The sequence below is a fragment of the Pseudomonas sp. KBS0707 genome, assembly GCF_005937945.2.
Classification (GTDB): Bacteria; Pseudomonadota; Gammaproteobacteria; order Pseudomonadales; family Pseudomonadaceae; genus Aquipseudomonas; species Aquipseudomonas amygdali.
On sequence record NZ_CP041754.1, the window covers coordinates 5,205,812 to 5,218,740 of the forward strand.

Consider the following 12,929-nt stretch of genomic DNA (forward strand, 5'->3'; position numbering starts at 1 on the left):
CGAGCTTGCTCGCGAAAGGGCCGGTACAAGCTCCGAAAACAGCGCGCCTGATCCATCGTCTTCGCGAGCAAGCTCGCTCCCACAAAAGCTTTACTGCATCCACGGCGGCGGTGGTTCTTCGGTGGATTTGCTCGGTGGCGCATCGTCTGCCGCACGAGCTGCCTGACGGCGAGCCTCGTCGAGACGGGCGGCTTCGATTTCGCGCAGTACGCCGCCCACATCGGCTTCGTCCTCCGGCTCGTCGAACTCACCGGTCAGCACCGTGGCGGGCGACAAAGTGCCAGCCTCGTAGTACGACCACATTTCCTTGGCGTACTTGGTCTTTCTGAGCTCCGGCGCGAAGCGGCCGAAGTACAGCGCCATGTTGCCAACGTCACGCTCCAGCATGCTGAACGCGTGGTTGTTGCCCGCTGCATCGACCGCTTGTGGCAAGTCGATAATGACCGGGCCGGACGGTGCCAGCAGCACGTTGAACTCGGAAAGGTCACCGTGCACCAGACCGGAACACAGCATCAGCACGATCTGTTCGATCAGGAACGCGTGATACTCGCGCGCCTGATCAGGCTCCAGAACCACGTCGTTCAGGCGCGGCGCAGCGTCGCCATACTCGTCGGCCACCAGTTCCATGAGCAGTACGCCTTCCAGGAAGTCGTACGGCTTGGGCACCCGGACACCCGCGCTGGCCAGACGAAACAGTGCAGCCACTTCGGCGTTCTGCCAGGCGTCTTCGGTTTCCTTGCGCCCGAACTTCGAGCCCTTGGCCATGGCCCGGGCCTGGCGACTGTTGCGTACCTTGCGGCCTTCCTGATACTCGGCCGCCTGACGGAAACTGCGTTTGTTAGCCTCCTTGTAAACCTTGGCACACCGCAGCTCATTGCCACAGCGCACCACATAAACAGCTGCCTCTTTACCACTCATGAGCGGGCGCAGCACCTCGTCGACCAGACCGTCTTCGATCAGGGGTTCAATGCGTTTAGGAGTTTTCATCAGCTTTTATTGTGGGTCCTTTGTTGCCAGATACGCGATTGTTGCCGTTATACGGCAATCCTCCGCCAGCGAGTAGGGGTAGTGGCCTTGGGATTGAAAGGTTTTTTAAGCAAAAACCACGCAATCCCCTGGTTTAAAACACCTTTCGTGCCGTTCAGGCGATAAAAGATATTCCGGGACAAAACGTGTAAAGGCCGAAAAATCTTCGTTAAATGCACTCGTTAGTACGCAATACAACCTGGCGTTACTTGAACAAATCACCGGGCGTATAGCCGAACAAGCCCTTGAACGCAGCGATGAAAGCCGACGTCGAGTCATACCCACAGGCCAGCGCGGTATGGGTCACACTGGCGCCCTCTTCCAGTGCAGAAAGTGAAGACAGCAATCGTGCCCGCTGACGCCAGCCGCGAAAGCTCAACCCGGTTTCCCGCTGAAACAGGCGCATCAGGGTTTTCTCGGATGTGCCAAGACGTGCCGCCCAGTCGTGCAGGGTAATCAACTGGCCCGGTTCTTCGATCAACTCGTTGCACAGGCTCAGCAAACGCGGGTGACGCGGCAACGGCAGCGAAAAACCGACTTCCGGCAGGTGCGCCAACTGGTCCAGCAATACCTGCACCAGCCGCGCCTCATGGCTGTCCTGCTCGGGATAGTCCACGGGTAACAGGCAGAAGCTCTTGATCAGTTCGCGGGCCAGCGGCGTGACTTCCAGCACCCGGCAACGCTGTGGTGCCCAGCCGGAATCAGCCGTGCGAATGTACAGGCTGCGCATTTCGGCACGCATGGAGGTCACGACCTCGTGCTCAAGCCCCGCAGGCACCCAGACGCCCCATTGTGGTGGTGCAAAAAAACTACCCTCGGCGGTATGCACACCCAGCACCCCGCTGATCGCATAGGAAAACTGCACCCAGTCGTGACGATGGGGCGGCGTCCACGAACCGGCACTGAGGCTTTCAGCGCGGGCATATAACGGGCGCGGCAGACCGGACAGTGCCGGTATCTGCCGCTCGCCAGTGGGATGTCGCTGATCTATTTGTCCGTTAGTCGGCATCTTATGGCCTTATGTCGCAAGACGGCTATGGCGCAACAGAGTAGCCTGCACGCATCTCTGTGTACAAACGTTCTACGGACCCCGCATGCAATCACTCAAACACTTCAAACGCGTCGCTACCGACTGGTTCCTCTGGGGCATGGTTCTGGCAACGGTGCTCGCCTACTTCTTCCCGCGTTTCGGCGCTACCGGCGGCAGCATGCACGCTGAATACGTCATCAAGGTCGGCGTGTTCGTGGTGTTCTTTCTGCATGGGGTAAACCTGTCCAGCGAGCAGATCAAGAAAGGCCTGACCAACTGGCGCCTGCACGTGATGATCCAGGTCTTCACCTTCGTGGTGTTCCCGCTGATCTGGCTGGCGTGCCAAAAGCTGCTGGACTCGTATGTGCCAGCGCTGCTGATGCTGGGTTTTCTCTACCTGTGCGCCCTGCCCTCGACCATTTCGTCTTCGGTGGCGCTGACCGGCAGCGCAGGCGGCAATGTCCCGGCAGCGATTCTCAACGCCAGCATGTCCAGCGTCATCGGGATTTTCATCACCCCGTGGCTGGTCAGCTTGGTGGTCGGCACCGGCGCTGGCGGGATCGATCTGGGCGATACACTGCTCGACCTGTGCGCCATGCTCCTGCTGCCACTGGTGCTTGGCCAGCTAATGCGGCCGTTGCTGGGCAAGTTTTTCGCCCGTCACAAGAAGTACACCAACCTGATCGACAAGCTGGTGATCCTCCTGCTGGTTTACGCGGCGTTCTGCAACTCGATGATTTCCGGCATGTGGCAGAGCCAGGGCAACAGCGTGATCCTGACCGCATTCATCGGCACCGCGCTGCTGCTGGCGGTGATCCTGTTGATGACCACGCGCACCGCACGGGCGCTCAAGTTCGATCATGCCGATAAGGTCGCGGCGGTGTTCTGCGCCACCAAGAAATCGCTTGCAGCAGGGGCGCCGATGGCAGCGCTGATCTTCGGCAGTAATCCAGGGCTGGGCCTGATCCTGTTGCCGATCATGATCTACCACCCGATGCAGTTGATCGTCTGTTCGATCATCGCCGAGAGCTACGCTAGTCGTCATCGCCAGCAGCTTTCGCAGGCCGCGCTGGAAGAAGCCCAGGCCGCCTGACCACTGTTACATCAGCGCGTCATCGCCCAGCGTGACGCGCGCGTAAAAGACGATTGCCACTGTCGGGATCAACGCTGAATAACCCGGCCTGAGCGCCGTGCCAAAGTGCGTCAGCAGGCGCTGCACCGGCGCCTGGCGAATTGCACCCAGCAACCCTTTGATCGTGCCGGGAGCTTTCTCGGCCTGCGCGGGCTTGAAGAATGCAGCCACGGTCAAACGCTCGGCCAGTGCATCGACATGTGCGGCATACACCTCCCAGCTCATCGCGCTGACACTGGCGCGTGGCATCTGCACCAGCGGGTGCGCGCTGTTGAACGCATGGCGAAAGAACGTTCTGAGCAGCAGTTCCTCCACTTCAACCACCGTCGCACACTGGTGCAGCGAATCGCTCAGGCCGTATTGCCGCGCCAGCATGCCCAGCACTCGCGTATAGGGCACGCCTCTACGCCGGGCGGCATTGATCAGAAAGTGTCCGGCGACCAGCTGGAATTCGCGCACAAATGCGTAGGTGCGATCCGATTCGGTGGCCTTGAGGCGTGTCCATCGACTGCTGCACAAATGCTTGATGGCCGCCTCCACCACATAGTCTGGGGAGCGGGCCAGAACGCTGTGCAGCCAGATGTCCTGCAAGACAGGGTCGCGGGTGACTGTCGGTAGAACGGCAACGCCGGTTTCCAGCCCTTCACAGCCGCTGAAGCGAGTTGCGATCAGCACTTCCTGCAAGCGTCTCCAATAATGGTGATGGCGATAACCCGGCATCCGCACATTCTCGAAATGCTCGACCGGTGTGCGTCCCAGGCTCTTCTCGCCCAGATTCAACAACAGCACGTGGTCTTCGCTGGAGTAAGCGTTGATCAGTCGTCCGCTGATTTTCTGCTTCAACACTTCGGCCTCGGCCGCTTCAATGCGCACCGCAGCAGCCATCAGCAACACATCGCCCACCACCAGCCCGTGTTCGGGCGTCTGTTGCAGGTTCTTGAGCGCGCTGACCAATAGTCGTCCGCCCAGTGAATGGCCAATCAGGTTGACCTGTTTTACGTCCGGATGATGTTCGAACAGATAGCGGTCCAGTTGTGCCAGCAACACTTTGCCCATATCGCGAGCCCGGTTGCGGATGCGCGCAAAATGAACGACGCGGTCTCCCGCCAGCGCGGCTGCGCCCGCCAACGGATGCACTCGGGCGGCGGCCATCAACAGGCCACGGGAACGGTTGTCCATCTGGGTGAAATGGCTGGATGGCCAGAACGCCAGAATATTCACGCTTTGGCGCAAGGCACCAGGAATACTGTTGGCCAGCATGCGCCGGTCGTCCAGATCATGCCCTGACGAATAGCCGTGAATGAAGACGTTGGCGACCTCGCCCGATGTCTTGGGCAAGGTCAGAAATTTGAAGTGATTTTCCACGTTGTCCTGTCACACATGGGCGGGTTGCACGCTCAATTTCTGACGATGAAGCGCCTGGCGATCAGTATGATCAGCCGCAGGCAAAACATGATACCGGTCACAGCGATCACCCATTTGGCAACCAGCAGGAAATAACTTTCGATTTCATCGGAAACCAGCCCCACCAGCAAGCCCATCCCGCCGATCAGCAACCCAATCAGCGCCAGGCCGATGTAGGGCCGTAGCCAGCGGGTTTGCGCGCCTTTGTCAAACAGATAGAACACCGTGCCGATCAGAATCAGAAGCACCGATACCCCAATGATGAACCCCATGCCTTACCTCAACGTTACAGGCCAATAATGCTGACTGTTCATCCCGCGCACGGGTGTGACGCGGAGCGTCACGAAATGCATTCCCACGCTGGAGCGTGAGGAACGAGAGGTGTCCAGAAGAACCTTATCGTGCCAATGCTCCGCGTCGGCATGCCGTTCATGACGCTCCGCGTCATATCTCTTCAGACGTACCGTCCTTTTCCGCTGTGGATTATGCCCATGCCCCCAGTATTTGCCTAACGCTCCAGAATCGCCGTAACACCCTGCCCGCCAGCTGCGCAGATCGAAATCAATCCACGCCCGCTGCCTGCTGCATCGAGCAGTTTGGCCAGGTTGGCGACTATACGGCCTCCGGTTGCGGCAAACGGATGCCCGGCTGCCAGCGAGCTGCCCTTGACGTTCAGTTTGCTGCGGTCAATAGCCCCCAATGGTGCGTCCAGTCCCAGACGGGTCTTGCAGTAATCAGCGTCCTCCCAGGCTTTGAGCGTGCACAGCACCTGCGCGGCGAAGGCTTCGTGAATTTCGTAGTAATCAAAATCCTGAAGGGTCAGGCCATTGCGCGCCAGCAGGCGCGGAACGGCGTAGGCCGGGGCCATCAGCAGCCCTTCTGCGCCGTTGACGAAATCCACCGCCGCGGCCTCGCCATCCCGCCAGTAGGCCAGCACCGGCAGGCCACGCTCGCGCGCCCACTCTTCACTGGCCAGCAACACCACCGACGCGCCGTCGGTCAGCGGCGTCGAGTTGCCGGCCGACAGCGTGCCCTTGGCACTTCGCTCGAATGCGGGCTTGAGGCCAGCCAGCTTTTCGAGGGTCAGGTCCGGGCGCAGGTTGTTGTCACGTATCAGCCCAAGGTACGGCGTTATCAAGTCATCCTGCCAGCCCTCGGCGTAGGCTGCGGCCATTTTCAGATGGCTCTCGAGCGCCAGTTGATCCTGCGCCCCGCGCTCTATGCCCCAGTTCTGCGCCATCAGCTCGCAATGCTGCCCCATCGACAACCGCGTACGTGGCTCGCCGTTACGGGGCAGCTCCGGTTTGAGGTGGTGTGGACGCAACTGCATCAAGGCCTTGATCTTGTCGCCCGGCGTCTTGCCGCGGTTGACCTTTAACAGAATCTTGCGCAGCCCTTCATTGACACCTATCGGCGCATCCGACGTGGTGTCCACGCCCCCGGCAATGCCACACTCGATCTGCCCCAGCGCGATTTTGTTGGCCACCAGCAACGCGGCTTCCAGCCCCGTGCCGCAGGCTTGCTGAATGTCATACGCCGGGGTCTGTGCCGAGAGCCGCGAGCCGAGCACGCATTCGCGGGTCAGGTTGAAGTCTCTGGAGTGTTTGAGCACCGCGCCTGTCACTACCTCGCCCATGCGCAACCCGTGCAGATTGAAGCGCTCGATCAGCCCCTCCAGAGCAGCAGTGAGCATGTCCTGATTGCTGGCAGTGGCGTAAGGGCCATTGGAGCGGGCGAACGGAATGCGGTTACCGCCAACGATGGCGACCCGACGAGGATGCGTCATGGAAAACTCCCTTTCTTCAAGCGAATGGATGAGCCGTGTCGATCGCAAGAACAAACGTCATGCCACCGTGGTCCATTCCTTTGAACCCCGACTTCAGGAGAGTGTTCCATGCCGTCAGATCGCTATATTGATTTCGCCAATTCCGACATGGGTCGGCGCTTGGTGAATGCCGTCGGTCTGCCCGCCCCCACGCACCTGGAGCGCTGGCAGGCCGGCCGGCTTCGTCCTGTAGAAGGCACACTGCTGATCAGTGCCGGGCCGCTGGGTGATCAGGTCCGTCAGTTCGCCAGTCGTCTGACCGACTCGCTTTACAGTTTCGGCAGTGACATGCCTGGCGCCACCACCTGGGTGTCCAACCAGGGGCCTCGCCTGAAAGCGGTGGTGTTCGATGCCAGCCAGATTCTGCGCACCGAGCAGCTCAGGCAGTTGCGGGACTTCTTTCAGCCGCTGCTGCGCAATCTTGACCACTGCGCGCATGTGGTCATCCTCGGCAAATCCCCCGAAACACTCGCTGATCCGCTGGCGGCCAGCACTCAACAGGCCATCGTAGGTTTCAGCCGCTCGCTGGCCAAGGAAGTGCGCAACGGCGCAACGGTCAAGCTGCTGCAAGTGGATGATGACGCGCAGGATCAACTGGAGGGCGCCTTGCGCTTCTTCCTGACGCCCAAGGCTGCGTTCATCTCCGGTCAGTTTGTCCACCTGAGCGCCTGTCCGGGCAAAGTGCAGGACTGGACTCGCCCGCTGGCCGGACGCAAGGCTGTGGTGACGGGCGCGGCGCGCGGCATCGGTGCGTCGATTGCCGAGACCCTGACCCGTGATGGCGCGCAGGTCATCCTGCTGGACGTGCCACAGACCAAAAACGAACTGGAAGCACTGGCCTCACGGCTCGGCGGCCAGGCACTGGCGCTGGACATCTGCGCAGCGGATGCTCCGGCCCAGTTGCTTGAACACCTGTCGGACGGCGTCGACATACTGGTGCACAACGCCGGCATCACGCGTGACAAGACGCTGGTCAACATGCCGGAGGACTTCTGGGATTCGGTACTGGCGGTCAACCTCAACGCTCCGCAAGTGCTGACTCAGGTGCTTCTCGACGCCGGTGCGCTGAGGGATAACGCGCGGATTGTGCTCATGGCGTCGATCAGCGGCATTGCCGGTAATCGCGGGCAAACCAACTACACCACTAGCAAGGCCGGTCTGATCGGTTTTGCCAAGGCGATGGCTCCCGGGCTCAAGTCGCGCGGCATCAGCATCAATGCCGTCGCGCCAGGCTTCATCGAAACGAAAATGACCGCGCACATGCCGTTCACCCTGCGTGAGGCAGGACGGCGCATGAGTTCGCTCGGTCAGGGCGGTTCGCCACAGGATGTTGCTGAAGCTGTGGCGTGGTTTAGCCAGCCGGGCAGCGGCGCGGTGAGCGGTCAGGTTCTACGTGTATGTGGTCAAAACGTGATCGGGGCATAAGCCCCAGCATCGAATTCAAGGAGATGGATGATGACGGCTCACTGGCGCTACCTCAATTCTCTGCAGCCCCTGTCCAACCTGTTCATCCAGGCAGCGCTCAGGCGCAAGGTCACAGGGTCGCAGTTACCCGATCTGGGATTGCGAAGCTGGATCGCGGTCGATACCGACAAGCTTGATGCCTACCGCAAGGTCTGTGGATTCGAAGAAAGCAGCCTGCTGCCGCCGACGTATCCGCATGTGCTGGCCTTTCCGTTACAAATGCAGCTGATGACCTCTCAGGAATTCCCGTTTCCGTTGCTGGGGCTTATTCACCTTGCCAATCGCATTCGCACTCATCGCCCGCTCGGCGGAGTAAGCCAGCTGTATATCAGCGTTCAGGCCACCGACCTGCGCCCGCACGCCAAAGGCGCCACCTTCACCCTGGTGACTCAGGCCGAGGACGGCATGGGCCTGCTTTGGGAAGAAGAAAGCACCATGCTGTGCACCGCTGTGCATCTAGAAGACGCGCCTGTAGAGCATCCCGAGCTTGCGCCGCTGCCCCTGATCGAGCTGGACAACTGGCGTGCGTCGGCACAAATCGGGCGCGAGTACGCCAAGGTGTCGGGCGACTACAACCCGATTCACCTCAGCGCACCCAGCGCCAAGCTGTTCGGCTTCCCGCGTGCCATCGCCCACGGCATGTGGCTCAAGGCACGTACGCTCGCGGCCCTTGGCGAGCACTTGCCAGCCTCGAATGTCGAGATCAGCGTGCAGTTCCAGAAGCCGGTACGCCTGCCCGCCGACGTCACACTCTCGGCCAGCGCCGCTGGCTCTCATGGTCAGTTCCGTGTCGAAGGCCAGGAGGGCATCGTGCATATGATCGGTAGCTGGCAGCCTGCAACCGAGTGATGCATCCCTGATAAAAACCTCTGACGGGAGCACCGCTCCCTTCAATGGCTGAACAAACCGCAACGCCCACTTGCCTGGCGACCCGATCCCCCTGAAGCTATGCACCTTCAGGAGAGCACGATGAACATCGACGAGTTGACCCAACGCCTGCACCGCATCCGCGACCAGAATGACTGGAAGCAATTTCACAGCCCGAAAAATCTGGCCATGGCTGCCAGCGTGGAAATGGCCGAGCTGGTGGAGATATTTCAGTGGCTGCGTGAAGACCAGTCCCGCGAGCTGCCTGCCGACCAACTGGAACATGCCGGTCAGGAAGTCGGCGATATCGTTCTTTATCTGTTGTTGCTGTGCAACGAGCTGGGGCTGGACATGGAAACCGTGGTGCGCAACAAGCTGGCAGACAGCGAGCGGAGATTTGCCAAGTGAGTGATCGGCATTTCGACCAGCTGGCGACCCGCTTTGCAGAAAAGATCTACGGCGGTGCCAAGGGAGCCATTCGTCTGGCGGTGCTGCAGGCCGATTTGACCGAGACGCTACCCGCACGACCGCTTCGCGTGCTGGATATCGGTGCCGGGCTGGGCCACATGTCACTGTGGCTGGCCGAACAAGGACATGAAGTGACCCTGGCCGAGCCCGCCGAACCCATGCTCGAAGGCGCACGTCAGCGCTTTGTCGAGGCCGGACAGACGGCGACCTTCATTCAGGCTCCTTGGCAGGCGCTGCCCGGTTTACTGAGCGACACTTACGATCTGGTGCTGTGCCACGCCGTGCTGGAATGGCTGGCCGAGCCGCACGCCATCCTTCCGGTACTGCGCCGCTTGACCCGCGACGATGGCTGGCTGTCACTGGCTTTTTACAACCGTGATGCGCTGATCTATCGCAACTTGTTGAAAGGTCATTTCCGCAAGATGCGCAAAAATGACATGGCCGGGGAAAAGCAGAGCCTGACGCCACAACAACCGCTCGACCCTCGGGAACTGGCGACGCAACTTGAAGGCCTGTGGCAAGTCGAAACCCGTAGCGGGGTGCGGGTATTTCACGATTACATGCCGGTTGAATTCCAGGCTCGGGCCGAGCTGACGGATCTGCTGGAAATGGAACTGGCGCATCGGCGTCATCCAGCCTTTGCCGGGCTGGGTCGATACCTTCACTGGATGTGCCGTCCGGTCTGACATCACTGCGGAGACCACCATGAAACACCGTTCTGCCTTGTTTGCCGTGCTTCTGGGGACTGGCCTGCTCGGGATTAGCGCGTGCCAGAGCGATAATCCGTATGTGGCCAGTTCTCTGCCCATGCCGCCTGCTCCTGCGCAGGCGGCAAAGACCCTGGACATGAGCGCCTACCCTGCGCCGCCGCGCGACTATGGCCGGTATCGGTCGTGGGGCTGGCTCAACGGCCAGTTGCCGCCCGGTACGGCGTGGGTGGATTCTGCGCAGGTGGTCGAAGCGGTCAGCAATGGTCTGGACCAACGCGGCTTGCGGCCGGCTCGCGGTAATCAAGCTGCGGACCTCTACGTCAGCGCCACGACCCGGCAGGAAACCCGGTTGCGTCAGGTGCGCGAAGATTACGATCCGTATTACGCAGGCGGCATGGGCTATGGCCGCTACGATGGCTACCGGCCCGGTTACGGCAGATACGCCAGCGTGCCGGTGGTGCGCACTTATAAGGAAAACGTGATGGTGGTGCAGATCAATCTGATCGACGCACGCAGCAACCAGCCGGTATGGAGCGCCAGCGCAGATGCACGCGCCAGCAATAACCTGGCTGACCGCAGCAGCGCATTACGTCAGGCCGTGCAACAGGCGCTGACGGCCTACCCTCCTTCGTAACCCATTCGGTGCACTGCCATGTTTCGCCGTATCGTCCTGCTGTCCTGTGCCTTGCTGCTGGCTGCCTGTCAGAGCAATTCGATCAATCGCGATTTCGATGCCCAGCGTGATTTCGGCGGCTATCGCAACTGGAGCTGGAAAGAGCCTGCCGTTCAGTATCAGCCGGATGATGACCCACGGCTCAAAAGTGACCTGACCGAGCAACGCATTCGCCAATCGATCAGCGAGCAACTGGACCAGCGCGGCCTGCGTATGGCCGCTGCCGGTGCCCGGTCGGATTTGAAAGTACAGGCCTGGCTGATTGTCGAAAACCGCCAACAAACGGTCAGCACCAACTATGGCGGCGGCTGGAACCCTTGGGGTGGCTACGGCTACTGGAACGGGCCGATGAACACCGAAACCCGCAGCGTGGACTACAAGGTCGGCACCTTGCAGATTGATATGTTCGACGGTAAGGACGGCAAACTGGTCTGGCGCGGCAGTACCGAGCGCATCCTTAACGACAACGCTGGCAACCCGGCTGAACGGGAGCAGGCCATCCGCAACACGGTGGCAAAAATTCTGGAGCAATATCCGCCGCGCTAACCTCGCCTGACGTGTTGCGCAATGAGCAGCGCGATCGAGGCTCAGGCCTGCAGATCGCCCTGCATTTCATCGAGTAGCTCCTGAATCGCGTCGAGGCGTTCTTCGGGGTCGTCGATTTCCAGAAGCTCCACTTTGTCCTTTTCGGTGAACGGCAGCAGATAGGCAAGCTGGTTGGACAATGAATACTGCCCACCGGCCGACACGCCCATGTTCAAGGACGCCACCATCGGGTGCTCGGCCAGCGCTTCCAGCAGTGCAACGAGGTCGGCGTCTTCTTCCTGCAACGGACGCTCCACGGGCTCTTGCAGCCATTCAACCTCGGCCACCAGCAGTTGATCGCGCTGAACTTCAGCGGCGACCACCCGGAAGCGCCGCCCACCGACGACACGGATGCCCAGCAAGCCGTTGTCCTGCTGCTGGAAATCCGTGACCAGTGCTTCGCAGCCAATCGGCGAGTAGCCGCCCGGCACGGTGCCCACCTCACTTCCTTCGGTGATGCACACCACACCAAACCCTTCACCCTGCTTCATGCAGCGGCCGATCATGTCCAGATAGCGCGCTTCAAACAACTGCAGATCAAGCACGCAACCTGGAAACAGCACAGCGTTCAACGGAAACAACGGCAACGTCATGGAAAAGCCTCCTTTAAATGGCCAGCGACATTGCCAGCGGCAGGAACAATGCCGTTGCAACGCCCATCAGACTCATTGCCAACGCAGCAAAAGCCCCCGATTCCTCTCCTTCCTGCAATGCCACGGAAGTCCCCACTGCATGGGCCGTAAGACCCAGTGCCATGCCGCGAGCCGCAGGGTTGTCGACCCCGACCAGCGACAGCAGGCCGGGGCCGAAAATGGCACCGAATACGCCAGTAATCAACACAAAAACCGCCGCCAGGGCTGCGACCCCGCCGATCTGCTCGGCAACCAGCATGGCGATGGGCGAGGTGACCGACTTGGGTGCCATGGTCATCAGAATCATATGGTCAGCACCGAACAGCACGCCGAACCCGACACACAGCCCGGTGGCAAATACCCCGCCGACTACCAGCGTAGTCAAGACAGGCCAGAACAGCTGGCGGATTCGGCGCATATTCAGGTAAAGCGGCACCGCCAGCGCCACGGTCGCAGGCCCTAGCAGCGTGCTGAGAATTTCAGTGCTCTTGCGGTACTCGGTGTATTCAAGATCGCAGAACAGCACAACACTGATTACCACCACCATCGAGACCAGCACCGGCTGCAGAAACAGCCAACGGGTTCGCTCATACACAGCCATCGCCAGTTGATAGGCACCCAGGGTGATCGCGATGCCAAAAAGCGGATGGTGAATCACCGATAGCCATGCACCGTGCCAGTCCATATTCATGGCCCCTCCTGGCGGCGGGCCTGACGCCGGATGAGTGCCTGCATCAGCCAGCCGACAAAGGTCACGGAAATCATCAGCGACAGGGTCAGCGTGCCGAAGATCGCCCAGAAGTCCTTGGCGATGGCCGACGCATACACCATCACGCCAACGGCAGGCGGCACCAGCAGCAGCGGCAGATAACGCAGCAGACTGCTGGCGGCCATGCTGATCGGCTCGCTCACTTCACCGCGCAGCATCAGATAGGCCATCAGCAGCACAAGGCCGATGATCGGCCCCGGCAATATCGATAGAAACAGATGGTTGAGCGCGGTTCCCAGCAATTGGAACATCACCAGCCATGTCAAACCCCGTAACAACATGAGGACCCCGGCAAATAAACGAATCCAGCGAATTATCGGCGTCATTATAAACACGCCGCGTCG

15 protein-coding genes are annotated in these 12,929 nt (G+C 60.4%); 7 read left to right on the top strand and 8 right to left on the bottom strand.

Features of this window, described 5'->3' with window-relative positions; all coding sequences use genetic code 11:
* Positions 1-90: 90 nt before the first annotated feature.
* Entirely contained in the window at positions 91-987 is an 897-nt protein-coding gene (locus FFH21_RS24860; RefSeq protein ID WP_002555533.1) for a PA4780 family RIO1-like protein kinase, read from the bottom strand.
* 244 nt (positions 988-1,231) lie between these two features.
* On the bottom strand, positions 1,232-2,035 hold the full coding sequence (locus FFH21_RS24865; protein ID WP_002555534.1) for a helix-turn-helix transcriptional regulator: 804 nt from the start codon (positions 2,033-2,035) through the stop codon (positions 1,232-1,234).
* A gap of 85 nt (positions 2,036-2,120) precedes the next feature.
* Here FFH21_RS24865 and FFH21_RS24870 point away from each other — a divergent pair, with 85 nt between their 5' ends.
* On the top strand, positions 2,121-3,149 hold the full coding sequence (locus FFH21_RS24870) for a bile acid:sodium symporter family protein (protein ID WP_011169660.1): 1,029 nt from the start codon (positions 2,121-2,123) through the stop codon (positions 3,147-3,149).
* Positions 3,150-3,155: 6 nt separating this feature from the next.
* Here the strand turns inward: FFH21_RS24870 and FFH21_RS24875 are convergent, their stop codons facing one another.
* The 3 genes from FFH21_RS24875 to FFH21_RS24890 form a co-directional block, all read right to left on the bottom strand.
* Positions 3,156-4,553: a DUF726 domain-containing protein gene (locus tag FFH21_RS24875; RefSeq protein WP_011169661.1), complete on the bottom strand. Its 1,398-nt coding sequence runs from the start codon at positions 4,551-4,553 to the stop codon at positions 3,156-3,158.
* Between the two features lie 32 nt (positions 4,554-4,585).
* Entirely contained in the window at positions 4,586-4,864 is a 279-nt protein-coding gene (locus FFH21_RS24880; RefSeq protein ID WP_011169662.1) for a hypothetical protein, read from the bottom strand.
* A 236-nt stretch (positions 4,865-5,100) separates the two neighbouring features.
* Positions 5,101-6,378: an acetyl-CoA C-acetyltransferase gene (locus tag FFH21_RS24890; RefSeq protein ID WP_011169663.1), complete on the bottom strand. Its 1,278-nt coding sequence runs from the start codon at positions 6,376-6,378 to the stop codon at positions 5,101-5,103.
* A gap of 108 nt (positions 6,379-6,486) precedes the next feature.
* On the opposite strand from FFH21_RS24890, the gene FFH21_RS24895 reads away from it, so the two are divergent.
* From FFH21_RS24895 to FFH21_RS24920, 6 genes are all read left to right on the top strand, one after another.
* On the top strand, positions 6,487-7,842 hold the full coding sequence (locus FFH21_RS24895; protein ID WP_011169664.1) for a 3-oxoacyl-ACP reductase: 1,356 nt from the start codon (positions 6,487-6,489) through the stop codon (positions 7,840-7,842).
* A gap of 30 nt (positions 7,843-7,872) precedes the next feature.
* The gene (locus FFH21_RS24900) at positions 7,873-8,730 is read left to right on the top strand and encodes a MaoC/PaaZ C-terminal domain-containing protein (protein WP_005731172.1); all 858 of its coding nucleotides are present in this window, start codon (positions 7,873-7,875) and stop codon (positions 8,728-8,730) included.
* Positions 8,731-8,850: 120 nt separating this feature from the next.
* Positions 8,851-9,156 carry a MazG-like family protein gene (locus tag FFH21_RS24905; RefSeq protein WP_019741213.1) on the top strand — a complete coding sequence of 102 codons (306 nt, stop codon included), beginning with the start codon at positions 8,851-8,853 and terminating at the stop codon, positions 9,154-9,156.
* Positions 9,153-9,902 (top strand): methyltransferase domain-containing protein, encoded by a 750-nt coding sequence (locus FFH21_RS24910; RefSeq protein ID WP_011169666.1) that lies wholly within the window; start codon positions 9,153-9,155, stop codon positions 9,900-9,902. The genes FFH21_RS24905 and FFH21_RS24910 overlap by 4 nt, the downstream gene beginning before the upstream one ends.
* Positions 9,903-9,921: 19 nt before the next feature.
* The gene (locus FFH21_RS24915; protein ID WP_011169667.1) at positions 9,922-10,560 is read left to right on the top strand and encodes a DUF4136 domain-containing protein; all 639 of its coding nucleotides are present in this window, start codon (positions 9,922-9,924) and stop codon (positions 10,558-10,560) included.
* A gap of 18 nt (positions 10,561-10,578) precedes the next feature.
* Positions 10,579-11,145, top strand: coding sequence for a DUF4136 domain-containing protein (locus tag FFH21_RS24920; protein ID WP_011169668.1), 567 nt, complete (start codon positions 10,579-10,581; stop codon positions 11,143-11,145).
* Positions 11,146-11,186: 41 nt separating this feature from the next.
* On the opposite strand, the gene FFH21_RS24925 is transcribed toward FFH21_RS24920, so the two are convergent.
* From FFH21_RS24925 to FFH21_RS24935, 3 genes are read right to left on the bottom strand one after another with little or no spacing between them, the layout of a single operon-like run.
* A complete protein-coding gene (locus tag FFH21_RS24925; RefSeq protein WP_004666370.1) occupies positions 11,187-11,777 on the bottom strand; it encodes an LON peptidase substrate-binding domain-containing protein in 591 nt (196 codons plus the stop codon).
* A gap of 13 nt (positions 11,778-11,790) precedes the next feature.
* Positions 11,791-12,507, bottom strand: coding sequence for an LrgB family protein (locus tag FFH21_RS24930; protein ID WP_011169669.1), 717 nt, complete (start codon positions 12,505-12,507; stop codon positions 11,791-11,793).
* Positions 12,504-12,866, bottom strand: coding sequence for a CidA/LrgA family protein (locus FFH21_RS24935; RefSeq protein ID WP_019741210.1), 363 nt, complete (start codon positions 12,864-12,866; stop codon positions 12,504-12,506). Before FFH21_RS24935 ends, FFH21_RS24930 begins: the two co-directional genes overlap by 4 nt.
* Positions 12,867-12,929: the final 63 nt, after the last annotated feature.

What these genes read in the sequence shown, in the direction of transcription:
- FFH21_RS24860 (WP_002555533.1), bottom strand. Translation starts at nt 987, where the DNA reads ATGAAAACTCCTAAACGCATTGAACCCCTGATCGAAGACGGTCTGGTC.
- FFH21_RS24865 (WP_002555534.1), bottom strand. Translation starts at nt 2,035, where the DNA reads ATGCCGACTAACGGACAAATAGATCAGCGACATCCCACTGGCGAGCGG.
- FFH21_RS24870 (WP_011169660.1), top strand. Translation starts at nt 2,121, where the DNA reads ATGCAATCACTCAAACACTTCAAACGCGTCGCTACCGACTGGTTCCTC.
- FFH21_RS24880 (WP_011169662.1), bottom strand. Translation starts at nt 4,864, where the DNA reads ATGGGGTTCATCATTGGGGTATCGGTGCTTCTGATTCTGATCGGCACG.
- FFH21_RS24890 (WP_011169663.1), bottom strand. Translation starts at nt 6,378, where the DNA reads ATGACGCATCCTCGTCGGGTCGCCATCGTTGGCGGTAACCGCATTCCG.
- FFH21_RS24895 (WP_011169664.1), top strand. Translation starts at nt 6,487, where the DNA reads ATGCCGTCAGATCGCTATATTGATTTCGCCAATTCCGACATGGGTCGG.
- FFH21_RS24900 (WP_005731172.1), top strand. Translation starts at nt 7,873, where the DNA reads ATGACGGCTCACTGGCGCTACCTCAATTCTCTGCAGCCCCTGTCCAAC.
- FFH21_RS24905 (WP_019741213.1), top strand. Translation starts at nt 8,851, where the DNA reads ATGAACATCGACGAGTTGACCCAACGCCTGCACCGCATCCGCGACCAG.
- FFH21_RS24915 (WP_011169667.1), top strand. Translation starts at nt 9,922, where the DNA reads ATGAAACACCGTTCTGCCTTGTTTGCCGTGCTTCTGGGGACTGGCCTG.
- FFH21_RS24920 (WP_011169668.1), top strand. Translation starts at nt 10,579, where the DNA reads ATGTTTCGCCGTATCGTCCTGCTGTCCTGTGCCTTGCTGCTGGCTGCC.
- FFH21_RS24925 (WP_004666370.1), bottom strand. Translation starts at nt 11,777, where the DNA reads ATGACGTTGCCGTTGTTTCCGTTGAACGCTGTGCTGTTTCCAGGTTGC.
- FFH21_RS24930 (WP_011169669.1), bottom strand. Translation starts at nt 12,507, where the DNA reads ATGAATATGGACTGGCACGGTGCATGGCTATCGGTGATTCACCATCCG.
- FFH21_RS24935 (WP_019741210.1), bottom strand. Translation starts at nt 12,866, where the DNA reads ATGTTGTTACGGGGTTTGACATGGCTGGTGATGTTCCAATTGCTGGGA.